Raw genomic sequence first — 25,242 nt, forward strand, 5'->3', positions numbered from 1 at the left:
TGTTCCTCGAAGTAGGTTGTGGGCGCGCGGCCCGAAGTGTCGACAGGTGGTGCCGTGGTGGCGTATTACGCGTCCGGCCGTAGCACCGAACGCCCGGCGCCGAGCACGGCGGCGTCCTCCTGTGGGGGATGCACGCATTCGTCGGTCACCACCCACACCAGGTGGTAGGAGAGCGCGCTACCGCCGGTGGCGATCAGCAGTCGAGCCACTTCGCTGTGATCGAGCTGAGGTCCGCCGTAGCGTGCGGACACCGTCGCGGTGAGGTACCCGCCGCGTTGCACGGCGCGCAGGCCGGCCTCGGGAATATCGCCACTGCGATCGTATTTCGCTGCCGTGGGAGCGATTTCCGCCGTCAGAGCGGCCAGCGCGGCCGGTGATGTATCGGGGACGGTCAGCACGGGACCGGTGGTCGCGGTCACGAGCGGCTCGTCGGAGCCAGCGCGCCCGGATGCTCGGCCTGCAAAGTGCCGCGTCTACCGGTTCGCCTACGATGTTCGAGTTCCTGCCGGACCAGCGGCAGGATGTAGCGCCCGTAATCGATGACATCGTTGAGGGTGTCGTACCCGCGGATGGAGACCAGGTTCGCGCCGAGGTCGATGTAGTCCAGGATGGCGGCTGCCACCGTCTCCGGGCTGCCGACCAGGGCCGTGGAAGCACCCGCGGCATTGGTGACCGCGGCGGTCCTGGTCCACAGCGCGCGGTCGTAGATCTCTTGGTGGCGAGCGAATTCCAGTGCCCGCTGGGAGCCGACGTTCTGTGGTTCGGACCCGCTCACCTTGCGGTACGCGCCGCGTTCGAAGGTATCCGCGATGCGGTCGGCATAGTCGTATGCCTTGGCCCATGCCAGCTCGTCGGTGCGGTCGATGATGGGACGGAAGGTCACCCAGATACGCGGGCGGTCGGCCCGCCCGGCCGCGGCGGCGATGGCGTGTACCCGCGCGATCTGGGATGCGATGTCCGCCAGTGGTTCTCCCCAGAACGAGACGATGTCGGCGTTGGCGTGGGTGAGGCTGATGAACTCCACCTCCGTCGCCGCGGTGCCCGGTACCGCGTTCGATTCCGCATCGGCAGTCATGGGATTCCTCTCGGCGAACAATTCTCGATAAATCGTCATGCTAGGGAGACCGCATCCGCGGAAACCAGAGTTCTCTTCAGGTATTTCGATTCGGATAGCCGATCATGACCGATAGTCGAAATACGTTGTGCACATTCGAATCCGGTGGATCGAAAGGGTTTCCGAAGTACCGGATCGACCATTCCGATATCACCGGCCAGGCGGTCGTGAAACCCGCCGACCTGGTCGGCGGGTTTGATCAATAGGCTTTTCCCGGGTTGAAGATTCCCGCCGGATCCAGCGCTCGCCGGATGGCGTGCTGCACCCGGAGCGAATCCGCCCCCTGCTCCCGTTCGAGCCACTGTCGTTTGAGCACGCCGACACCGTGCTCACCGGTGATGGTGCCGCCCAATTCCAAGGCCGCGGCGAAGATTTCCGCCGCGGCCGACTCGGCCCGGGCGCGAGCCGCGGAATCGTGATCGGGTACCACGATTATCGGGTGCAGATTCCCGTCTCCCGCGTGACCGAAGGTATGGATCCGGCTGTCGTGTTCGGCGGCGATCGCGGTGATGCGGCGCACCGCCTCGGCGATCCGCGAGCGCGGCACGGCGATGTCCTCGATGAGCGCGCGTCCGTACCGTTCCAGGGCGGGCAGGGCCGCGCGGCGGATGGTGAGAAGTTCACCGGCGGCCTCGGGATCACTACCCACTCGGATTCGAGAGGTGTACCGGCGCAACACCTCAACTATCAGATCGGCTTCCGCGCGGGCACCGAATCCGTCGGTCTGCGCCACGATGAACGCACCCGCCGCCTCCCCACGCACACCGAGCAGGTCCTGCGCCTCGCGCAGCGACGCCGCGTCGAGCAGCTCGAGCATGGCGGGCCGCACTCGCGCGGCGAGCACGTCGGTCACGGCGGCCGCCGCCTGGTCGACATCGTCGAAGTACGCGGCGATGGTGACGGTATCGATCGGAGCGGGCTGCAATCGCACCACGGCCTCGACAATGACGCCCAAGGTGCCTTCCGAGCCGGTGAACAGGCTCGTGAGATCGAGTCCCGCAACGCCTTTGGCGGTGCGACGCCCGGTGTGCACGAGAGTGCCGTCGGCGAGTACGACACCGAGTCCCAGCACCGCCTCACGGGTCACGCCGTATTTGACACACCGGAGTCCGCCGGCGTTCGTGGCGATGTTGCCCCCGATGGTCGAGATGGCAACGCTCGCCGGGTCGGGCGCATATCGCAGACCGTGCTTCGCGGCCTCGGCGTCGAGCGTGGCCGCACTCACCCCCGCCTGCACCACCGCCAGTTCATCGACCGGCGATATCTCGAGAATTCGGCGCAGTCCGCTGACGTCGAGGACCAGCGTGCCCGCCCCCGCGCTCGCGCCTCCGGCCAACCCGCTGCCGCCGCCCCGGACCACCACCGACAGCCCCCGCTCGGCCGCGAAGGTCACCGCGCGGCGCACATCGTCGACCTCCGCGGCGACCACCACCAACTCCGGTGATCCCGGCGGCTCGTAGCCGGATCTGTCCACGCGATAGGTGTCGGGGATCTGCTGCCCGCTCAGCACGGTTCCGGAAAACAACGGTAGATCGAGGGTCATCACGTACTCCTCTCCGCAGGCGAGCAAACCCGACCCCGCGGGCACGGTGAAGCCTTGGAATCAGGGCAATCCCAACGTCTGCGCATCGTGCGCGGGCGGGCGTACCATCGCCGATCACCATCCCGTCCGAGAGCGAAGGCAGAACATGACAACACCGGGGCAGCAACACAATTCGGACCCCGAAGCATCCGAGTGGCGTGAACACGGGGTCCGGGTCGTCAAATCCGGGGAGCTCGATCCCAACACCGCGCAGACGCCGGGCATGGACCGCGCCGCGGCGATCAATGCCGCGCGCGTGGGTGCCCAGCGCATCTGGGCAGGCACCGTCACGATCCACCCGGACGCGAAAACCGGTGCGCATCACCACGGTTCGCTGGAGAGCGTCATCTACGTCGTGCGCGGGCGCGCACGCATGCGCTGGGGAGATCGGCTCGAGTTCGTCGCCGAGGCCGAACCGGGCGACTTCATCTTCGTCCCGCCGTACGTCCCACATCAGGAGATCAACGCCAGCACCGACGAACCGCTGGAGTGCGTCCTGGTCCGCAGCGACAGCGAAGCGGTGGTGGTGAATCTCGATATCGAGCCGGTCGAAGCGCCCGAAACCGTGCACTGGGTGGACCCGATTCATCCGCACCCGTGAGCCGCGGTCCGATCGAAAGTTCCGATCACTGTCGATAACCGAATTCGATCGCAGGAATTGAATTCACGTGATCGCAAATGATTGACCCGAATACGTTCGGCGGGTTGAGTTTTCATCGGTCGGCGGGGTGTCGGTTCCGGCCGAAATCACACTTCTACGAACGGGTGAAATGTCTACTCATGAAGAGGCCGATCGTCCGGCCGCACGCCCCCGAATCCGTTCGCGCCGGCGGCGCAACACCTGGATCGCCGTGGGAGTCGCGGCCGTAGTGGCCGTCACGGCGGCCGTGGTGGCCGGACTGTCCGGCAGTGACGCCGAGGACGCCGGGCAGATCACCAAGGACGGCACACTGGTGTACGCGGTGGCGGGAACGCAGGTCTCACTCGATCCGGCGGTCGCGGCGACCGCGGTCACCAGCCTGGTCAATCGCAATATCTTCGATTCGCTGGTGGCCCAGACCGGTCCGGATTCCTTCGGTGCATGGCTGGCGGATTCGTGGACGATCTCGCCCGACGGGCGGACCTACCGGTTCGCGCTGCGCGAGGGGGTGACGTTCCACGACGGCACGCCGTTCACCGCGGACGCGGTGCGGGCCAGCCTGGATCACATCGTCGATCCGAAGACCAAGTCCGCGTACGCGGCGTCGTTGATCAGCGCCTATCAGGAGACCCGGGTCATCGATCCGCTCACGGCGGAAGTCGTGCTGAAGCAGCCCTTCACGCCGTTCCTGCAGGCGCTCTCCACCCCGAGTCTGGGTATCCAGAGTCCCAAGGCGCTCGCCGATCCGGCCTACCGCCCGGTGGGCACCGGGCCCTTCGCCTTCGAGAGCTGGGAGCAGGGCAAGGCCGAGACGCTGACCCGATTCGACGCCTACCGCTGGCCGGCCCCGGGCAGCACGCATTCCGGCCCGGCGCACCTGGGCAAACTGGTGTTCCAGTTCATCAACGAGGACGCCACCCGGTACGGCGCGCTGACCAGCGGTCAGGTGCAGGCCATCGGGGGTGTGCCGCCGGTCTCGGCGGACGATCTGGGCAAGCGCGAGGACTTCACGCTGCATTCGGACGAGACGCCGGGTCTGAACTACAACGTGTACCTCAACCAGTCGCGCGGACCGCTGGCGGATCCGGTGGTGCGCCGCGCGCTCACGGCGTCGGTGGATGTGGCCGAGCTGGTGAAGAGCATCTACTTCGGGCACTTTCCGGTGGCGGACAACGCGATCAGCAAAGTGACCGCCGGATACGATGCCTCCGCCCGCGACGACCTCACCCGCTACGACCCCGACAATGCCAAGCGACTGCTCGATCAGGCCGGGTGGAACACCACCGATTCCGAGGGCTTCCGAGTCAAGGACGGCGCACGGCTGTCCCTGGTGTGGCCCTACTGGCCCGACGGCACCCGTGAACAGCGCGATGTGGTCGCCGATGGAATCCGGGCCCAGGCCCGCGCGGTGGGTATCGACATCCAGCGGCCCACCGTCGACACCGGTACCTATGTCGAGAAGTATCTGATCGGCGGCGGCTACGACCTGGTGGATGTCAGCTTCGCCCGGCCCACCCCGGATGTGCTGCGCTTCGCGTTCTTCTCCGCCAACACCTACGCCAAGGCAGGTGGCAATGTGGCGCTGGTCAATTCACCGCAGCTCGACTCCTGGGTGACCGGCGCCGCGGCCACCACCGATCCGAAGCAGGCCGCCGGTAACTACTCCTCGGTTCAGCACGAGGTGCTGAAGCAGGCGTACATCATTCCGGTCTACACCCCGGTGAGCCTGACCGGATACGCGAAGTCGGTGCGCGATCTGACCTTCGACGCGCAGACCTATCCGCGGTTCTACGACGCCTGGCTCGCGGCGTGAACCGGTTGCCCGCGACCCCGAGGTGGCCGCCCGCGCTCCTGCGGCGGCTACCCGAGCCGCTGCGGTGGCTGCTCGGCCGCCTCGTGCTCGCGGTGTTCGTGATCTGGGCCGCGGCCACGCTGACTTTCGCTGGGCTGCAAGCTATTCCAGGAGACCCGGCGCGCGCCATCGCGGGCGGCGTGGCGGCGACCAGCTCGCCGCAGGTGCTGGCGCAGATCCGGGCCGAGTACGGACTGGACTCGCCGATCCATGTGCAGTACGCCCGATTCCTCGGCCGCCTGGCGCACGGCGATCTCGGCACCTCCTACCAGCAGCATCGACCGGTGCGCACGCTCATCGCCGAACAGCTGTGGCCCACGGTCGAACTCGCCGTCGGCGGGCTGGTTCTCGGCCTGGCGATATCGATCGCCGTCGCGGTCCTCACCGCACAGCGACCCCGTTCGCGGGCGGCGGCGCGCGCGGTCGAGTTCACCGCGCTGTCCATGCCCACCTACTGGGTGGGTTTCGTCCTGCTGGCGCTGTTCTCGTTCCATTGGCAGGTGTTCCCGGTGGTCGGGGAGACCGGCCTGCGCGGACTGGTACTGCCGTGGCTCACCCTCGCCGTGGCCGTGGCCGGGGTGCTGTCACAGGTCACCCGGGACGGGCTGGAGCACGCGCTGGAGCAGCCGTTCGCGGTCACCGTGCGAGCACGGGGAGCGAGCGAGTTCCGGGTGCGGATCCGGCACGCGCTGCGGCACGCGTCCGCCCCGGTGCTGACCCTCTCGGGCTGGATGCTGGGCAACCTGCTCGGCGGTGTGGTCGTGGTGGAAACCGTCTTCGCGCGCCGGGGCCTGGGCCAATTGCTGGTGAGCGCGGTCCGCGGCCGCGACTACCCGGTGGTGACCGGCACGGTGGTGCTCACCGCGGCGGCGTTCGCGCTGATCTCGATAGCGCTGGACCAGCTGTACCGACTGGTGGATCCCCGCATTCGGGAGGTGGCGCGATGACCGCACCGATCTCGATAGCAGCGGCTCGGCACTATCACCTGGGCGGCCCCCGAATTCACGAGGTGACCCGATGACCACAGCCGCGCCGGCAGGGCGGGCGAAGCCGATTCGCTTGCGGGACCGGCATTCCCTGCCACGACCCGGCCGATTGGTCGCCGCGACGGTGCTGGCGCTGGCCGCTGTCGCGGTCATCGCACCGCAGTTGCTGGCCGGTTCGCCGGAGTCCATCGATCCCGGCATCGCCCTGCAATCACCGAGCGGCACGCATCTTTTCGGCACCGACTGGCTGGGCCGCGACGAGTACGCGCGTGTGGTGTACGGCGCGCGGGCCTCGCTGCTCGTCGGGGTCGGGTCCACGCTGCTCGCGACCGTCGCGGGGACGCTCTGGGGACTGGGCTCGGCGCTGGGCGGCCCGGTGGCCGATCAGGTCGGGATGCGGCTCGCCGACGTGCTGCTGGCCTTTCCGACCATTCTGATGGCGCTGCTGGTGGTGGCGGTGCTGGGCCCGGGAACCGGCAACGTGGTGCTGGCCATCACCATCGCGCTGACACCGGGTTTCACCCGGCTCGTGCGGATCCGCACCCATGAGGTACGCCGATTGGCCTATGTGCGTGCGGCACTGGATCTGGGCATCGCGCCGTGGCGGGTGACGTGGCGCCACATCGTGCCCAATGTCCTGCTGCCGCTGAGTGTGCTGGTGGTGATCAATATCGGAACCGCGATCATCATCGGCTCGTCGCTGAGTTTCCTCGGGCTGGGGCCCGACACCGCGGTGCCGGAGTGGGGCGCGATGCTCGCGCAGTCCCGGAACTATCTGTCCGCCGCGTGGACCCTGGCGCTGTTCCCCGGGCTGGCGATCACCGTCACCGTGATGTCGATCAGTGTGGCCGGTCGCGCCCTGCGCGAACGCGTGGACGGAGTCACTCGATGAGCGAACGGCTGCTGTCGGTGCGAGATTTGTCGGTGGCCTTCGGCCGCACCGTCGCGGTGCGGTCGGTCGATCTGGAGGTCGACCGGGGCCGATGTGTGGCGCTGGTCGGCGAATCCGGGTCCGGTAAGAGCGTGACCGCGCGGGCCCTGGTCGGGCTGGCCGGAGCCGACGCGCGGGTGCGTGCCCGCGAACTGACCCTCGGCACGGACGACCTGCGCGACGCGAACAGCGCGCGCTGGCGGCGAATCCGGGGCCGCCGTGTGGGTTTCGTGCTCCAGGACGCGCTGACCTCCCTGGATCCGCTACGCCGGATCGGCTACGAGGTCGCCGAGCCGCTCGAGATCCACCGGCTCGCCACCGCCGACGACCTCGACGACCTGGTGTTCGGGCTGCTGCGGCGCGCGGGCATCGGCGATCCCGAGCGACGCTGGCGGCAGTATCCGCACGAGCTGTCCGGGGGCCTGCGCCAGCGCGCGCTGATCGCGTCGGCACTGGCGGCCGGGCCGGAGCTACTGATCGCCGACGAACCCACGACCGCGCTGGATGTCGTTGTACAGCAACAGATTCTGGCTCTGCTGTCGGAACTGCGGGCGGCCGGCACGGCGATAGTTCTGATCAGCCACGATCTGGCGGTGGTCGCCGAGTCGGCGGACACGGTCGCGGTCATGTATGCCGGGGTCGTCGTCGAGCAGGGACCGGCCGAGGTGGTGCTGGGTGCGCCCGCGCATCCGTATACCGCCGAACTGCTCTCCGCCGCACCACGACTGGACGGGCCGATGCTGGCATCGACCGCACCGCGTTGGGCCGACCCGGCCGAGACCGGATGCCCGTTCGCGCCGCGCTGTCCCCTCGCCGGCGACGACTGCCGTACCGGCCTGCCCGAACCCGTCCCGCTGGCCGATGGGCGCACGGTGCGCTGTCTGCGCCCGGGCCTGGCTACGGCACCGGTCGAAGTGGTGTCCGGCCCGCCCGACAAGGCAGCGGCGGTGGACGCTGTGCCGCTACTGGAGTTCCGGGCGGCGAGCAAGCACTATCGACTGCCCGCCGGCGGTCGTACCGTGGGTCTGGAACCGGCATCGTTCACGCTGCACCCCGGGCAAGCCTTGGGCGTGGTCGGCGAATCCGGTTCGGGCAAGAGCACATTGGCCCGTTTGGCCCTCGCACATCTGTCACCCGACAGCGGTGAGGTGCTGCTCGACGGCGCACCCTGGTCGCGGCTGCGCGAGCGCGACCGGCGGCCGCACCGGCATCGGGTCCAGCTCATAGACCAGGATCCCGCGAGCGCCTTCGATCCCCGGCATTCGGTCGCGACGATCATCGGCGAGGCCCTGCCGCGGACCTGGTCTCGGGCCGCGCGCGCCGAACGCGTCGGCGAACTGCTCGCCGACGTCGGGCTCTCGGCCGGGCTGCGCGATGCCCGTCCCGCACGGTTGTCCGGCGGACAGCGCCAGCGGGTGGCCATAGCACGAGCCCTGGCCGCCGCACCGGAGCTGATCGTGGCCGATGAACCGGTCTCCGCACTCGACATCACCATCCAGGCCCAGATTCTGGACCTGTTCGACCGGGTCCGGCGCGACAGCGGAGCCGCGCTGCTGCTCATCTCCCATGATCTGGCGGTGGTGCGCAGGCTCTGCCGGCGGGTGGCGATCATCCACGACGGCCACATTGTCGAGATGGGTGATACGGCAGCGGTTTTCGCGAATCCGCAGCACGCCTACACCCGGCAACTGCTCGCGGCCGTCCCGCGGCCACCGGTCCCGGCCGCGGCACCTGAACTCGCACTCTCGACGCCCGAACATTCACTCTCGAAAGGAATCGCATGACATCGACCGATGACCCGCGGGTCGCGATCGTCACCGGCGCCGCGTCCGGTATCGGCCGCGCCACCGCGGAACTGTTCGCCGAGCGCGGATACCGGGTGGTCGCCGTGGACGTGGACGAGCGCGGCCTGGCCGAGCTGTCCGGGAATCCGGTGCCCCTGAGCGGTGACGTCTCCACCGAAGCCGTGAACGTGGCCGCGGTGCGCGTCGCCCTGGATCGGTTCGGCCGCATCGACACCCTGGTCCTTAATGCCGGAACCGGTGGTACTCCCCCGCTCGAGACGCCCGGGGCGGTCGATGCGGCCGACCGCATCTTCGGTGTCAACCTGCGCGGGCCGATTCACGGTCTGCGAGCGGCGATTCCGGCGCTGCGCGTGAGCGGCGGGTCGGCGATCTTCACCGCCTCGGTGGCGGGCCTGCGCGGGGATCCGGGCAACTGGGCCTACAACGCGTCCAAGGGCGCACTGATCAACCTGGTGCGCGCCTTCGCGATCGACTACGCCGCGCAGGGGGTGCGGATCAACGCGCTCGCGCCGGGTCTGACCCGCACCGGCATCACCGCCAATGTGCATCAGGACCCCACGCTGCTGGCCGTCATCGAGCGGCGGATTCCTCTGGGCCGCTTTGCTGAACCCGTAGAGCAGGCCGAGGCCATCTGGTTCCTGGCTTCGCCCGCGGCCGGCTACATCACCGGCACCACCCTCGTCGTGGACGGCGGGCTTGATGCCAACCTCGGCATTCTGCCGCTGCCCGGTCAGGGCTTCTGAACCCCTTTCGATCCGATAGTTCGACAACCGTACGAAGGAGCACAGGATGACCACGATCTCTGCCATCGAGGCCAACAAGGCCGTCGCCCGGCGGTTCTACGATGAAGTGGTGTCGCAGGGCAAGCTCGAGGTGCTCGACGAGATCATCGCCGAGGACGGCCGCGACACCGCGGTCCCGGCCGGGAACATCAAGGGCCGGTCCGGATTCGTCGAGCACATCACCTGGCTGCGTGAGAATGTCGAAGGCGTCACCGCCACGGTCGACGATCTGATCGCCGAGGCCGACCGGGTGGTCGTGTACTGGACGATCGACGGCATTCAGCGCGGTGAGATCTTCGGTGTGCCGGACCGGGGCGCGGGCCGCCGGTTCACCGGGGTCAGCATCAGCACCATCCGCTTCCAGGACGGCCGCATCGTCGAATACGGGGTGCTGCCGGATCGGTACGGCATCATCGCCCAGCTCGCCCGCTGAGTTCGAGAACACCGAAGCCCGGCACGGATTTCCGTGCCGGGCTTCGTCGTTCGATCGTTACGCGCTTTCCAGGGTATCGATCCACGTGCGCAGGGCCTGCGCGGTCGTGACCGCGTCCTCCTCGAGCACCGTGAAGTGGTCGCCGGGAATATCGGCGGTGCCGTGCGGTACGGGCCAGAAGGCCCGCCAGTCCCGGGGCCCATCGGTGCGGGTGCCGGGCAGCGGAGTATCCGAGCGCAACAGGTGGATCGGCGTGCGCACCGGGGTGGCGCGCCAGTCCAGGAACAGCCGGTTGTAGGTGCCCATGGCGGTGAGCCGCTCGTCCTGCACCGCCATATCGAAGCGATCGACGCGCGCGAGCATGCCGCCGATCATGGCCCCGGTCCACCATTCCATGCCGGGTTCCAGCGCCGCCTCGACCGGATAGCTGTCCACGAGCAGCAGCCCGCGTGGCGCGTGACCCTCCGATTCCAGGGCGGCGGTGACCGCGTGCGCGACACAGCCGCCCATGGAACGGCCCAGCACCACGAACGGACGATCACCGACCGCCTCGACGAGCGCCTCCACGCCCAGCCGTACCAGGGTGTCGACCGAATCGGGCAGGTCATCGCTACCCGCGGTGAAGCCCGGCGCGGGCACCACGTACACATCGCGTTCACCGCGCAATTCCTGTGCCACGCGCGAGTATTCGTGCGGACCGGAGATCGCGCTCACCGCAGGGAACGCCACCACCACTGTCTCTCCCGGCCCCTGTGCGAGCCGGATCGGAGCCAGCGCGTGCCGTGCGCGCTCGTCCACGCCGAACGTGGTGCGCGCGTGCGACGCGGCAACGAGCAACTGCGCGGCCTCGAAGTGCTTTCCGGCGTCGTGCATTCGACGGTGGATCGCGGACAGGCCCGCGCTCGCGGCGCCGACCGCCGCGGCCGGTTCCGGAGAATCCCCGACCTGCCCGCCGAGGAACTCGGCGATGGCCTGCGGCGTCGGATAGTCGAAGGTGAGGGTCGCGGGCAGGCGCAGCCCGGTCACCCGCCCCAACCCGTTGCGCAACTCGACGGCGCTGAGCGAATCCAGCCCCAGTTCGATCAACGCCCGGTCACCGGCGATGGTATCGGGAGACGGATGAGCCAGCGCCACACCGACTTCGGCGCGCACCAGATCGAGCAGGGCACGCTCTCGGGCCACCCCGTCCAATGCCGCGATCGTGCGCAGCACCGATCCGGAATCCGCGTTTCCGGCCGCGGTACGCCGCCGCACCGGCACCAGCGACCGCAGCACCGGCGGCAGCGCATCGGTCCGCCGAGCCAGTGCCCGCCCATCGAATCCGGCCGCGATGACCACGGCGGGGTTGTGCACGACTGCCTCCCCTCGACCGTCTGTCCCCGCGACGAGGTCGTCAGCGGTCGCTTGCGCGGAGGTGGCCGCCGCGGACCCGGCGGGAACTGCCGCGGCCGCGTCGAGCAGTGCCAGCGCGGTCGCCGTCGGCAGGGCTCGCAGCCCGTTTCTGGCTATGCGCGCACGGTCGGTGGCCGAGAGCGCCGCCGTCGTGCCGCTCGCGCGTTCCCACAGGCCCCAGGAGATGGAGACCGCCGGTAGTCCGAGTGCACGCCGCTGTGCGGCAATGGCATCGAGTTCGGCGTTCGCGGCGGTGTAGGCAGCTTGGCCCGGACCGCCGAGTTGTGCCGACACCGAGGAGAAGAGCACGAATCGGGACACGGTGGGGAGTGTGCGGGTCAGTGCGTCCAGGCTGTGGGCGCCGCCGCTCTTGGGCGCGGCGACGGCGGCGATTCGTTCGGGGGTGAGGGTGTCGAACAGCCCATCGTCGACCAGGCCGGCGGCATGGATGACGGTGGTCAGCGGCCGGTCTCCCGGGATGTCCGCCAGAACCTCGCGCAGCGCGGCGTCATCGGTCACATCGAGAGCCGCGAGAGTGACCGCGGCACCGGTGGATTCGAGTTCCGCGGCCAGTTCCGCCGCGCCCTCGGTGGCCGCGCCCCGGCGACCGGCCAGCACCAGCGACCGAACCCCGTGTGTGAACACCAGGTGGCGTGCCACCTCGGCGCCGAGTCCGCCGAGGCCACCGGTTATCAGCGTGGTGCCCGTGGTGTCCCAGCTCGAGATCTCCTCGGCGGCGGGCGGATCCCAGCGCCGCAGCCGGGGTACCGAGACCCGCCCGGCCCGCACCGCGGTCTGAGTGTCGCCGTCGCCCGCCGCGTGCACGGCCGCGGCGAGCGCGAACCAGGACTCCGGCGCGTCATCGATATCGCTGAGCAGCAACCGATCCGGATGCTCGGCCTGCACCGACCTGACCAGCCCCCACACCGCGGCGGCGGCCGAGTCAGGCACTTCGGTTTCCCCGAGGGCGACCGCACCGCGCGTGAGCACGACCAGCGGCACCGTGCCGGTTGCGGGATCGGCGAGCCAGCGCTGTAGCACCGGTAGCAACGCATCGACGTCGGCAACAGCGACTATCGCGGCGTCGGCGGCAGAATTACTTCCCACCGTCGCCGCGTCGGTGATCGGGTGGCGTCGTCCACCGGCCGGACCATCGGCGGCGTCGTCTCCCGCGGGCTTGCCGCCGGCGGGGCTGTTCTCACCGGTCTGGATGTCGCCGGGACCGGCCGCGGGAAGTCGGCCATCGCCGAGACCGCCTCCGACAGAACCGCTTCGGGCGAGACCGCCGTCGATACCCTCGCCGTCGGCTTCGGCGCGGTGGCCGCTCGCGCGCAAGGCGTCGAGCACCGGCCGCGAATCGGTGCCGCCGTCGAGGACCAGCCAGTGCGCCGGGCCGGCGGTGGCGGCGCTGTCGGTCCAGACGACCTCGAACAGGGTGTCGCGCAATTCCGCACGGGACGAGCGCAATTGCGCGGTGGATACGCGGCGTGCCACCAGGCTGTCGATACTCAGGACCGGTGCTCCGGACGGGTCGGCGGCGTCGATGGCGACCGTGTCGGGGCCGGTCGATGCGATGCGCACCCGCAGTGCCGCCGCACCGGCGGCGAATATCCTGACCCCGGTCCAGGCGAAGGGCAGGCGGTTCTGCCCGGGAGGTACGTCGGCCAACGCTCGCAGGGCGGGGAGATGGACCGCCGCGTCGAGCAGGGCCGGGTGCACGGCGAAGCCCTCGGGCCGGGTGCCGGCCGTTTCGGGCAGTTCCACTTCGACGAAGAGCTCGTCGTCGCGCTCCCAGGCGCGGCGCAGTCCCTGGAAGGCGGGACCGTAGGCGAGGCCCGTCGCCAAGAGCGTGGGATAGATGCCGGTCACATCGACGGGCGCGGCTCCCGGTGGCGGCCAGACGCCGAGATCCGCTGTGCTCGCGAGGTTTTCCGGACCGATCACGGCGGTCGCGTGCCTGGTCCAGGCATCGGCGGCGCCGCCGAGCGGCCGGGAGTGGATCGTGACGGCGGAGGTGCCGTCCCCGTTCGCGCTCACCGCGACCTGGAGGTCGACGGCGGAATCGCCCAGTACCAGCGGGGATTCCACGATCAGTTCCTCGATCGAGGGCAGCGTGGCTTCCTCACCCGCTCGGGCCACCAGGTCGAGTAGCGCGGTGCCGGGCACGATCACCGTGCCCAGGACCGCGTGGTCGGCCAGCCACGGATGAGTGCGCAACGACAATTGCCCGGTGAGCAACAGTCGATCGCCTTCGGCGGCCGTGATCACCGCCGACAGTAGCGGATGGTCCAGGGCCGCCGCTCCGGCCGCTCGGCCGGTACGAGTCCCGGCGACGGGTTCGGCCCAGAAGATCTGCTGCTGAAAGGCATAGGTGGGCAGGGTGATACGGGGAGCCCGGGGAACGATCTCGGCCCAGTCGACCCGATGGCCGTGCGCGTGGACGACCCCGGCGGCGGTCAGTACGGTGGCGACCTCGGGCCGGCCCCGGCGCACCAGCGCCGTCACCGCGACCTCGTTATCGTCCTCGGTCAGGGTTGCCGAGATCAGCGGTGCGAGTACCGAATCGGCCCCGATCTCTAGGAAGACTCCCACGCCCTGGGCGCGTGCCGTGCGCACCGCGTCGGCGAATCGCACCGTACCGCGCAGATGCCGGACCCAGTAGTCGGGCTCGGCCAGCTCGTCGCGACCGGCGACCGCGCCGGTGCTGTCCGATATCAGCGTGACCCCGTCGGGTTCGGCGAAGTCCAGTTCGGCCACCACACTGGCGAATTCGTCGAGCACGGGTTCCATCAGCGGTGAGTGGAACGCGTGCGAGACCGCCAGCCGCTTCACCCGCCGCCCCGATCCGGTGAGTTCGGCGGCGACCGCCACCACCGCGTCCTCGACCCCGGACACGACCACCGCGTCGGGCCCGTTCACCGCGGCGATCGACACCCGCGGCGAGTCCTCCAGCGCCACAGCGGCGCCGTCTCCGGCGTGCGCGACGCTGCTCGCCCGGGCGGCCACCGCGTCGATGACCGCACGCACCTCTGCCTCGGTGGCCTCGATCGCGATCATCGCCCCACCCGCGGGTAGGGCCCCCATCAATCGCGCGCGGGTCGCGACGAGCCGCGCGGCATCCCCGAGCGAGAGCACCCCCGCCGCGTGCGCGGCCACGATCCCGCCGATGGAATGCCCCGCGACAGTGCGAATCTCGACACCCCAGGACACCACCAGCCGATACAGGGCGGTCTCGAAAGCGAAGATCACCGGCTGGGTGTAGAGGGTCGAATCGATGAGACCCTCGGTTCCCGCCGCGCCGAAGGCGACGTCGCGCACCGAATGCTGCACGGCCGCACCGAGATAGCGGTCCAGCGCGTCGGCTGCCGCGTCGAAGGCCGCCGCGAACACCGGAAACCGTTCGTACAGGGCGGCTCCCGCCCCGGCGCGCTGGCTACCCTGCCCGGCGAAGACGACACCGACTCCACCGGTGGCGGCCGTGGTGAGCGCCGCCGTGGATGTCGCGTGCCCCCGCGCCAGGGCTTCCAAGGCGGCCGTCAGCTCCCCTCGCCCTGCCGCGACGACGACCGCACGGGTGTCGTGCGCGACCCGGTCCCTTACCAGCGCCGAGGCAATCGAGGCCGGTTCGGCCGTGGTCCCCGAAACGAACTCGGCGAGCCGTGCGGCCTGCGCGCGCAAGCCGTCCGCGCCCCTGCCCGATACCACGAACGGCAGTGGCGGCGCGGCCGGCGATCCGGTCGCGCCTTCGAGCGGCTCGTCGACGGCCTGTTCGACGATGACGTGTGCGTTGGTGCCCGAGACGCCGAAGGCGGAGACGCCCGCGCGCCTGGCTCGGCCGGTATCGGGCCAGTCGCGTGCCTGCGAGAGAAGTTCGACGCGGCCCGCATCCCAATCCACGAGTGTGGACGGCGTTCCCAGATGCAGGGTTTCGGGCAGGTGGCCGTGGCGGAGGGCCTCGACGAGTTTGATCACACCCGCGACACCCGCCGCGGCCTGGGCGTGCCCGATGTTGGACTTCAGGGAGCCGAGCAACAGCGGTTCACCGCCGGTGCGTGAGCCGTAGGTCGCCAGGATGGCCTGGGCCTCGATGGGATCCCCGAGCACCGTGCCGGTGCCGTGTGCCTCGACGGCGTCGACGTCGCCCACGCCGAGCCCGGCGTCGGCGAGCGCCTCGCGGATCACGCGCTGCTGGGCCGGCCCGTTGGGTGCGGTCAGGCCGTTGGAGGCGCCGTCCTGGTTGATCGCACTGCCGCGGACCACCGCCAGCACCTGATGGCCGTTGCGGCGAGCTTCCGAAAGCCGTTCCAGTAGAACGATTCCCACGCCCTCGGACCAGCCGGTGCCGTCGGCGTCGTCGGAGAACGCCTTGCAGCGCCCGTCCGCGGCCAGTCCGCGCTGGCGGGAGAACTCGGTGAACCCGATCGGAGTGGACATCACCGACGCGCCGCCCGCGACCGCGAAATCGACCTCCCCCGCCCGCAGCGCCCGCACCGCGAGGTGCAACGCCACCAGCGACGACGAGCATGCCGTGTCGACGGTGACCGCGGGGCCGGCGAAACCGAAGGTGTAGGCGATCCGGCCCGAGACCACGCTGCCGAGATTGTTGATAGCGAGGTAACCCTCGAGCTCCTCGGGGACGGGGTCCAGGCGCGAACCGTAGTCGTGCCCGGCGAGTCCGGCGTACACACCGGTGCGGCTGCCCTTGAACGCGTGCGGGTCCAGGCCCGCGCGTTCGAACGCCTCCCAGGTGACCCGGAGCAGCAATCGTTGCTGCGGGTCCATCGAGAGCGCCTCGCGGTGCGAGATGCCGAAGAACTCGGGATCGAATTCGCCCGCACCGGTGAGGAATCCGCCGTGCCGGGCGTAGGAGGTGCCGGGCACGTCCGGGTCCGGATCGTAGAGCGCCTCCAGATCCCAGCCACGGTCGGCGGGGAAGGGGCCGACCGCGTCGCCGCCGCCCGCCACCAGCTCCCACAGCTGTTCGGGCGAGGCGATCCCGCCGGGCAGCAGGCAGGCCGTGCTCACGATGGCGATCGGTTCGCGGGTGCGGGCCTCGATCTCGTCGAGGCGCTGTTGCAGGCGCTGTTCCTTGGCGATGGAACGCTTGAGGTATTCACGGAGTTTGGCTTCGGTGGCCATCGCGGTCAGTTCCTGTCTACCAGGTCGAATAGTTCGTCGTCGGAGGCGGAGTCGAGGTCGACCTCGGCTCCGGGTGCGGCGAGGCGATCGGCGAGCGAACGCAGTCGCTCGGCGACCGATTCGGTGCCGGTGCCGCCGCCGATCAGTAGTTCCTCGAGGGCGCGCAGCGCGTCATCGGCATCGATCGGGCCGCGGTCGGCGCTGCCCGCGCGGGGCAGGGCGGTGGCGATGTACTCCGCGACGGCCGCGGGAGCCGGATGATCGAAGATGAGCGTGGCGGGCAGCGCGAGTCCGGTCGCGGTGCGCAACCGGTTGCGCAGATCCACCGCGGTCAGCGAGTCCAGGCCCAGTTCGCGGAAGGCGCGAGTGGCCGGAACATCGTCGGCACCGCCGTGTTTGAGCACGGCCGCGGTCTCCGCCCGCACCAGTTCGAGCACCGCGCCACGCCGCTCGGTCTCATCGAGACCGGAGAACCGATCCAGGACGACGGAACTCGTCGTTTCGACGATGTCGCTCGAGGCCGGCGCGGGCCGGTCACCCCGGCGCGACGCCGAGCGGTCCGCGTCGATCCAGTACCTGCTGCGCTGGAAAGCGTAGGTGGGCAGCTCGATTCGGTGTCCGTGCCCGTGCAGCAGCGTCTCGGCGTCGACAGCCAGGCCCCGGCTGACCGCCGTGGCCACCGAGAGCGCGATGCGCTGCGGGCCGCCTTCGTCGCGGCGCAGGGTGCCCACCACGACCGTGGCGGGGGTGCCCACCTCGGCAATGGTCTCCTCGAGGACCGAGGACAGCACCGGGTGCGGTCCGATCTCGACGAAGGCCCGGTACCCGCCCGCCAGCAGCAACCGGGTCGCCTCCTCGAATCGCACCGTGCCGCTGATGTTCTCGAACCAGTACTCCCCCGTGAGCTCCGGTCCGTCGAGCCAGTCCGCCGATACCGTCGACAGCACGGGAATGGTCGCGGCGACCGGGCTGACCGGGGCGAGTTCGGTGTGCAGGGTCGCCCGCAGGTCGTACATCTGCGCGGAGTGCGAGGCGTAGTCGACCGCCACTCGCCGGTTGCGCACACCCTGCGCGTCCAGCCGGGCCAGGACCTCCTCGACGGCCGCCACCGCTCCGGAGAGCACCACCGAGGTCGGTGAGTTCACCACGGCCAGCGAGATTCGGCCGTCGTACTCGGCCACCAGTTCCGCGGCGGCCGCCGCGGACAACGAGACCGCCGCCATCGCGCCGTGTCCGGCATGAGCGGCAATCGCTTTGCTGCGCAACGCGACCACTCGCGCACCGTCCTCGAGCGAGAGCGCACCGGCAACCACCGCGGCGGCGATCTCCCCCTGCGAATGGCCCACCACCGCGTCCGGGCGGACGCCGTGCGCGATCCACACCTCCGCGAGCGCGACCATGATCGCCCACAGTGCGGGTTGGACCACGTCGACCCGGTCGGTGTCGATCTCGGCCCGCCCGAGCAGGACCTCGAGCACCGGCCAGTCGACGAACGGCGTCAGCGCTCGCGCGCACTCCTCCAGCCGGTGCGCGAAACGCGGCGTGGTGCGGTACAACTCGGCGGCCATACCCGGCCACTGGCCACCCTGACCGGGGAACACGAACACGGTCCGCCCGGTCACGTCGGCGGTACCGGTGACCACGTGGGCGGGCAGCGCCGCCCCGGAGGCCAGCGCCTCCAGCCCTCCGCGCAGCTCTGCCCCATCCCCCACGATCAGTGCCCGCTCGGCGAGCGCGGCGCGGGCATCCCACAGTGTGCGTGCGACATCCGCGTCGGCGAGTTCGGGCCGGGCCCGCAGATAGGTCGCCAGCGCGACCGCCTGCCCGCGCAGAGCGGCGGCATCGTGCCCGGACAGCGCCCACACCACCGGGGCCGCCGAATCCGCTGTCGCTGATTCGGTCGGCGACGCCGCACCGGTCCGCACCGAATCGTCCGCGTCGGCGCTCGATACAGCCGTGGCGTGCTTCGGGATATCCCCCGCAACGGTGCCGAGTTCCAGTGCTGCCGGCTCTTCGATGATGACGTGGGCGTTGGTGCCGCTCACTCCGAACGAGGAGATGCCCGCCCGGCGCGGCACGGTCCGCGGCTCCCACGGCCTGGCCTCGGTCAGCAGGCGTACCGTGCCGGCCGCCCAGTCCACGTGCGGTGTGGGCTCGTCGATGTGCAGCGTCCGCGGCAGCCGTCGATTGCGCAGTGCCAGAATCATCTTGATGATCCCGGCCCCACCGGCAGCGGCCTGGGTGTGGCCGACGTTCGACTTCAGCGATCCCAGCCACAGTGGCCGGTCCGGGGCGTGTTCGGCGCCGTAGGTCGCGATGATCGCCTCGGCTTCGATCGGATCGCCCAGCCTGGTGCCGGTCCCGTGGGCCTCCACCACGTCGACCTCGCTCGCGGTCAAGCCCGCGTTGGCCAGCGCCCGGCGGATCACCCGCTGCTGCGCGGGACCGTTGGGCGCGGTGAGACCGCTCGACGCGCCGTCCTGGTTGACCGCCGACCCGCGCACCACCGCCAGCACCGGGTGGCCGGATCGCCTGGCGTCGGAGAGCCTTTCGAGCACCAGCATGCTGACGCCCTCGGCCCAGCCGGTCCCGTCGGCGGCGGCCGCGAACGCCTTGCAGCGGCCGTCGGCGGCCAGTGCGCGCTGGCGGGAGAACTCCACGAAGGTGGCCGGGCTGGCCATGATCGCCACACCGCCCGCCAGGGCCAGGTCGCTCTCCCCCGACCGCAGCGACTGCGCCGCCAGATGCAGCGCTACCAGCGAGGACGAGCAGGCCGTGTCGACGCTCAGCGCGGGCCCCTCGAAACCGAAGGTGTACGCGATGCGACCGCTGGCGATGCTGCCCGCGCTGCCGTTGACCAGGTAGCCCTCCAGATCGGCGGGCGCGTCCTGAATGTGCGGTGCGTAGTCGTGATACATGGTGCCCGCGAATACTCCGGTTCGGCTGCCGCGCAACGAGGTCGGATCGATGCCGGCGCGCTCCAGGGCCTCCCAGCTGGTTTCGAGCAGTAGTCGCTGCTGCGGATCGGTGGCCAGCGCTTCGCGCGGCGAGATGCCGAACAGTCCCGCGTCGAAATCGGCGGCGTCCACCAGGAATCCGCCGTGCCTGGTGTAGGAGGTGCCGGCGCGCTCGGGATCGGCGTCGTAGAGCGAATCCAGATCCCAGCCACGATCGGCCGGGAATTCGGAGATGGCGTCCCCGCCGGTGTCGAGCAGTCGCCACAGCGCGTCGGGAGTCTCGATACCGCCGGGCAGGCGCAGGGCCATTCCTACGATGACGATCGGATCGGTGTCGGCGGCGTCCGCCGTGCGGGCGGTGGAGCCGGTCTCGACCGTGCCGATCAGCCGCGTGTGCAGGAGTTCGGCGATGGCCTGCGGGGTCGGGTGATCGAATGTGAGGGTGGCGGGCAGCCGCAATCCGGTCGCGGTCGCGAGGCGGTTGCGCAGTTCCACCGCGGTGAGCGAGTCCAGGCCGAGTTCGGTCAGGGCGCGGTCGCCCCGGATTCCGACGGGGTCCGGATGATCGAGCGCCACGGCGGCTTCGCGGCGCACCACATCCACCAGCAGCGCCCGCTGTTCCTCGGCCAGCCGCCCCCGCAGCTGGGCGGCCAAGCCCGACTCCGGCTCGCGGACGGGCGATTCCACGCGGCGGCGCCGGGTCCGCACCAATCCGCGCAGGAGCGGGGGCACGGTGGCACCGGGCCGCTCGAACGCCGACAGGTCCAGGGGCGCGGGGGCCAGCAGCGGTGTATCGCGGTGGAAGACGGCGGCGTCGAACAGGTCGAGTCCGTGCTCGGCCGATAGCGCGCGCACGCCCTGGCGGGCCAGTCGAGCCCGGTCCGCGTCCGTGAGATGCGCTGTCACGCCACTCGATTCGGACCACAGACCCCAGGCCAGCGAGACGGCGGGCAGCCCGTCCGCGTACCTGCGGGCCGCCAGGGCGTCCAGTCCGGTGTTGGCGGCCGCGTAGGCGGCCTGCCCGGCGGTGCCCAGCAGCCCGGCGACCGAGGAATACAGCACGAACGCGGACAGCCCGAGGTCGCGGGTCAGCTCGTCGAGTAGCTGTGCCGCCACCAGTTTCGGTGCGAGTACCGCGTCGAATCGCTCGTCGGTCACGGTGTCGAGCACTCCGTCGTCGACGATTCCGGCCGCGTGCACCACGGCGGTGAGCGGATGCGCCGGGGTCACCGCCGCCAGCACACGGGCGACGGTCTCACGATCGCCGAGATCGGCCGAGACCACCAGCACCCGTGCGCCCAGACCGCGCAGCTCGGCTGCCAGCTCCGAAGCTCCGGGCGCGCCGGCTCCCCGCCGGCTGGCCAGAATCAGGTGCCGAACTCCGTGGCGCCGCACCAGATGCCGGGCCAACAGCGCACCCAGACCACCCGTGCCGCCGGTTATCAGCACGGTGCCCTCGGGGTCCCACGTGCGTGGCTCGGCGGCTTCCTGCGCCGGCCGGGGTTCCGCCGCGATGCCCTCCCGCACCGATCGGGTCTCGGCGGCCGTGCCCGCGTGGACCAAACGGGGCACGTACGCGCGGCCCGCGCGCAACGCGAGTTGCGGTTCTGCCTCGGCGGCGGCCAGCGCGCGGGGCAGGATGTTCCGGGACTCGGCCGCGTCATCGGTGTCGATCACCGTGATCGTTCCGGCGCGCTCGGTGGCGGCCACCCGGGCCAGGCCCCAGATCGGGGCGGTAGCGGAATCCGGGCGGTCATCGGCGGTGACGGCAATGGCGTTGTGGGTGAGCAGGATCCGCGCGTGCTCGGCCGGCTCGCGCAGCAGCGCCAAGGCCGCGTGTACGGGAGCATCGAGGTCGATGGAATCCCAGACCCGGTGTTCGCCGGTCGATGTCGCGGTCGGCAGTGCGTATTCCACCCATGCCGTCTCGTACAGGCCCTCCTGTGCCGGAGCGTGCTCGGGCCGGGCGGCGCGCAGCACGAGGTTCTCGACCGAGAACACCGGTGCACCGGCGGGATCGGTGGCGAGCAGGTCGCTCAACCCGTCGGTGGTGACGGTGAAGCTCACTCGCAACGTCGTGGCTCCGGCCGAATGCGCCCGGAATCCGTTCCACACGAACGGAATGCGCGGTGCGGCAGGTTCCTCGGTGGTGAGCGCGACCGGGTGCAGGGCGGCGTCGAACAGCGCGGGGTGCACCACGTAGCCGGTCGGGTCCGCGAGCCCGGATTCCGGCAGGGCGATCTCCGCGTAACGGGTCTGCCCACGCCGCCAGAGGGCGCGCACCCCCTGGAAGCTGGGACCGTAGTCCAAGCCCGTGGCCGACAGCCGGGAGTAGGCGTCGATGAGCTCGACGGGTTCGGCGCCCGCGGGCGGCCACGAATCCGGCACCGCCGCAACGGCCCTCGCCCGGGAGCGATCGAGCCGGCCGGCCGCGTGCCGGATCCACGGTGCGGTCGGGTCGGCAGGGGGGCGCGAGTGGATCTCCACGACGTGATGCTCGTCGACCCGGTGCGCGCTGACCTGGACCTCGACACCGGACTCGGTGGTCAGCACCAGCGGCGTCTCGATCACGAGTTCGTCGACCGCGTCGACACCCACCGCGTCCGCTACGTGCACTGCCAGCTCCGCGAGCGCGGTCCCCGGCACATAGATCCGCCCGGCGACGACGTGTTCGGCCAGCCAGGGCTGATCCGCGACGGACAGCCGTCCGGTCGCGACAACGCCCGCGCCGGAGGCGAGGCGGACGGTGGTGGCGAGCAGGGGATGCTCGCCGCGGCCCGGCTCGGTGGCCGCGGTGGTGGTCGCCCAGAATCGCTCGTACCGGAATGCGTAGGTCGGCAGTGCGGTTCGTCGCCGCGGCGGCACGATCGCGGTCCAATCGACCGTATGACCGTTGGCGTGCACGGCCGCGGCCGCGGCCAGCACCGTGGCGATCTCGTCGCGCCCGTTCCGGACGGCCGCGACCGCGACCGCGGGGTCGGGGCTCTCGGCCAGGACGGCGGACACCATCGGCGTGAGCACCGCGTCCGCGCCGAGCTCGAGGATCACCCCGACACCTCCGGCCCGCAGCGCGGCGACCACGTCCGCGAAGCGCACGGTGCCGCGCAGATGCCGCACCCAGTACGCCGGGTCGGACAGTTCGGCGGCGGTGATCGCCGCACCGGTGAGATCCGAGACGAGCGTGCGCTCCAGGGATTCGGGAATGGTCAGCGCGGACACCACCTCGGCGAACTCCGCCAGCACGGGATCCATTGCCGCGGAATGGAAGGCGTGTGACACCACGAGCCGTTTGACCCGTCTGCCCCGGCCGGACAGTTCCGCCGACACCGCGAGCACCGCCTGCTCGGCGCCGGAGATCACCACCGCGCGCGGGCCGTTCACGGCCGCGACCGACACCGTCGCGCCCGCGCCCGCCTGCTCGATCGCCGCCCGGATCTCGTCCTCCGCCGCTTCGACGGCGACCATCGCGCCGCCTCGGGGCAGCGCGCCCATCAACCGGCCACGCGCGGCGACCAGGCGGGTCGCGTCGGCCAGCGACAGTGCGCCCGCCACGTGCGCGGCCACGACCCCGCCGATGGAATGCCCTGCGACCGTGGCGATCTCGATGCCCCACGATTCCAGCAACCGGAACAACGCCACCTCGACGGCGAAGATCACCGGCTGGGTGTAGGTGGTGTCGTCGATCAGTCCGGCCGTGCCCGGCGCGCCGAAGGCCACCTCCCGAATCGGGAATCGCACCGCCGCGCCGAGGTGCTCGTCCAGCAGCGCCACCGTCGCGTCGAAGGACTCTCGAAAGGCGGGAAACCTCTGGTAGAGAAGCTTTCCCACCCCCGCGCGCTGACTGCCCTGCCCGCCGAAGACCACGCCCACCGTGCCCTTGGCGGCCGCACCCACCGTCACTCCGGCCCCGGGTGTCCCCTCGGCCAGCCCCGACAACGCCGCGATCAGCTGGTCACGATCGGCGGCCGTGACCACCGCCCGCGCCCCGAAGGTGACGCGATCACGAATCAAGGCTGACGACAGGGACTCCAGGTCCGCGTCACCGACGCCGGCGAGGTGGCGCACGAGCGCGTCGGCTTGCGCGTACAGAGCAGCGTCCGAGGTCCCCGAGACCAGGAACGGCAGCACCTGCCCCGACGACTCCGGCTCCCCCGCTGCGGAATCGACAGGTGGCGCGCCCGGTGATTCGGGAGCCGGCTCGGGGTCGGTGGCCTGCTCGAGGATCACGTGGGCGTTCGTGCCGGACACCCCGAAGGCCGAGACGCCCGCGCGCAGCGGCCTGCCGCCGGAACTCCACGGCCGCGACCGGGTCACCAATTCGACCTGTCCGGCGGTCCAATCGACAAGGGTGGACGGCTTTTCCGCGTGCAGGGTCGCGGGCAGCGTCCCGTGGCGTAGCGCCAGCACCATCTTGATCACACCGGCCACGCCCGCCGCGGCTTGGGTGTGGCCGATATTGGACTTCACCGCGCCGAGCAGCAGCGGTTCCGCGCGGTGGCGGCCGTAGGTTGCCAGCAGGGCCTGCGCCTCGATCGGGTCGCCGAGTTCGGTGCCGGTGCCGTGCGCTTCGACCGCGTCCACTTCGGCGGCGCTCACCCCGGCATCGGCCAGCGCCTCCCGAATCACCTGTTGCTGGGCGGGGCCGTTGGGCGCGGTCAACCCGTTGGACGCGCCGTCCTGGTTCACCGCGCTGCCCCGGATCACCGCCAGCACCTCGTGACCCAGCCGCCGGGCGTCCGACAGACGTTCCACCAGTAGCACGCCCGCGCCCTCACCCCAGCCGGTGCCGTCCGCGCCGTCGGCGAACGCCTTGCAGCGGCCGTCGACGGACAGCCCGCGCTGCCGGGAGAACTCGACGAAGATTGCCGGGGTGGACATGATCGTCGCACCGCCCGCGACGGCGAAATCCACCTCGCCCGCCCGCAACGCCCGCACCGCCAGGTGCAGGGCGACCAGGGAGGACGAGCACGCGGTGTCGACGGTGAGCGCGGGTCCCTCGAAACCCAGGGTGTAGGCGATGCGACCGGACAGCACGCTGGCCGCGGTGCCGGTGACCAGGTAGCCCTCCACAGTGGCCGGCACGCTGCCACTGCCGGTCACGTAGTCCTGGCCGTTGGTGCCGACGTATACCCCGGTGCGGCTGCCGCGCAGCGACCGCGGATCGATGCCCGCGCGTTCGAACGCCTCCCACGTCGTGTGCAGCAACAGCCGCTGCTGCGGATCCATCGCCAGCGCCTCGCGCCGGGAGATCCCGAAGAAGTCGGGATCGAAATCCGCTGCGCCGTCGAGGAATCCACCGTGCCGGGTGTAGGCCGTGCCGGGATGATCGGGGTCCGCGTGGTACAGGTTGGCCAGGTCCCAGCCGCGATCGTCCGGAAACTCGGACAGGGCGTCCCGACCGGCGCTGAGCAGGTCCCAGAACCGTTCCGGGGTGTCGGCCCCGCCCGGGAATCGGCAGCCGAGCGCGACGATCGCGATCGGCTCCTGCTGGGCGGCGGTGACCTCCTGCAATTGCTGCCGGGTCTTGTACAGTTCCTCGCTCACCCGGCGCAGCAGGTGCCGGATCTTGTCGTCGCCGGTGGCGTCGTCAACAGCGTTCACAGCGGTGCCTTTCACTATTCGCGGGCAG

10 protein-coding genes and 2 pseudogenes are annotated in these 25,242 nt (G+C 70.6%); 7 read left to right on the forward strand and 5 right to left on the reverse strand.

Annotated features, from left to right (window positions below):
* Nucleotides 1-65 precede the first annotated feature (65 nt).
* The 3 genes from ACWDOP_RS11770 to ACWDOP_RS11780 all read right to left on the reverse strand — a co-directional run bounded on the left by ACWDOP_RS11770 (nt 66) and on the right by ACWDOP_RS11780 (nt 2,657).
* Entirely contained in the window at nt 66-419 is a 354-nt protein-coding gene (locus ACWDOP_RS11770) for an acyl-CoA dehydrogenase family protein (RefSeq protein WP_456345030.1), read from the reverse strand.
* Nucleotides 416-1,075: an LLM class flavin-dependent oxidoreductase gene (locus tag ACWDOP_RS11775; RefSeq protein ID WP_456345031.1), complete on the reverse strand. Its 660-nt coding sequence runs from the start codon at nt 1,073-1,075 to the stop codon at nt 416-418. The genes ACWDOP_RS11770 and ACWDOP_RS11775 overlap by 4 nt, the downstream gene beginning before the upstream one ends.
* Before the next feature lie 238 nt (nt 1,076-1,313).
* Nucleotides 1,314-2,657: an FAD-binding oxidoreductase gene (locus ACWDOP_RS11780; protein WP_456345032.1), complete on the reverse strand. Its 1,344-nt coding sequence runs from the start codon at nt 2,655-2,657 to the stop codon at nt 1,314-1,316.
* 145 nt (nt 2,658-2,802) lie between these two features.
* Here ACWDOP_RS11780 and ACWDOP_RS11785 point away from each other — a divergent pair, with 145 nt between their 5' ends.
* The 7 genes from ACWDOP_RS11785 (at nt 2,803) to ACWDOP_RS11815 (ending at nt 10,125) form a co-directional block, all read left to right on the forward strand.
* Nucleotides 2,803-3,297: a cupin domain-containing protein gene (locus ACWDOP_RS11785; protein WP_456345033.1), complete on the forward strand. Its 495-nt coding sequence runs from the start codon at nt 2,803-2,805 to the stop codon at nt 3,295-3,297.
* 169 nt (nt 3,298-3,466) lie between these two features.
* Entirely contained in the window at nt 3,467-5,149 is a 1,683-nt protein-coding gene (locus ACWDOP_RS11790) for an ABC transporter substrate-binding protein (protein ID WP_456345034.1), read from the forward strand.
* Nucleotides 5,146-6,135 carry an ABC transporter permease gene (locus ACWDOP_RS11795; RefSeq protein WP_456345035.1) on the forward strand — a complete coding sequence of 330 codons (990 nt, stop codon included), beginning with the start codon at nt 5,146-5,148 and terminating at the stop codon, nt 6,133-6,135. The genes ACWDOP_RS11790 and ACWDOP_RS11795 overlap by 4 nt, the downstream gene beginning before the upstream one ends.
* A gap of 70 nt (nt 6,136-6,205) precedes the next feature.
* On the forward strand, nt 6,206-7,066 hold the full coding sequence (locus tag ACWDOP_RS11800; protein WP_456345036.1) for an ABC transporter permease: 861 nt from the start codon (nt 6,206-6,208) through the stop codon (nt 7,064-7,066).
* A complete protein-coding gene (locus ACWDOP_RS11805; RefSeq protein ID WP_456345037.1) occupies nt 7,063-8,889 on the forward strand; it encodes a dipeptide ABC transporter ATP-binding protein in 1,827 nt (608 codons plus the stop codon). The genes ACWDOP_RS11800 and ACWDOP_RS11805 overlap by 4 nt, the downstream gene beginning before the upstream one ends.
* On the forward strand, nt 8,886-9,653 hold the full coding sequence (locus tag ACWDOP_RS11810) for an SDR family NAD(P)-dependent oxidoreductase (protein WP_456345038.1): 768 nt from the start codon (nt 8,886-8,888) through the stop codon (nt 9,651-9,653). Before ACWDOP_RS11805 ends, ACWDOP_RS11810 begins: the two co-directional genes overlap by 4 nt.
* A 46-nt stretch (nt 9,654-9,699) precedes the next feature.
* The gene (locus ACWDOP_RS11815) at nt 9,700-10,125 is read left to right on the forward strand and encodes an ester cyclase (protein ID WP_454206614.1); all 426 of its coding nucleotides are present in this window, start codon (nt 9,700-9,702) and stop codon (nt 10,123-10,125) included.
* Nucleotides 10,126-10,182: 57 nt separating this feature from the next.
* Here the strand turns inward: ACWDOP_RS11815 and ACWDOP_RS11820 are convergent.
* Both ACWDOP_RS11820 and ACWDOP_RS11825 read right to left on the reverse strand, forming a co-directional pair.
* Nucleotides 10,183-16,647: pseudogene (locus ACWDOP_RS11820) on the reverse strand (type I polyketide synthase); the annotation flags it as partial.
* Nucleotides 16,648-16,892: 245 nt separating this feature from the next.
* Nucleotides 16,893-25,214 (reverse strand): annotated as a pseudogene (locus ACWDOP_RS11825) (SDR family NAD(P)-dependent oxidoreductase); the annotation flags it as partial.
* Between the last annotated feature and the right edge of the window lie 28 nt (nt 25,215-25,242).

The sequence above is a fragment of the Nocardia sp. NPDC003693 genome (assembly GCF_053981095.1).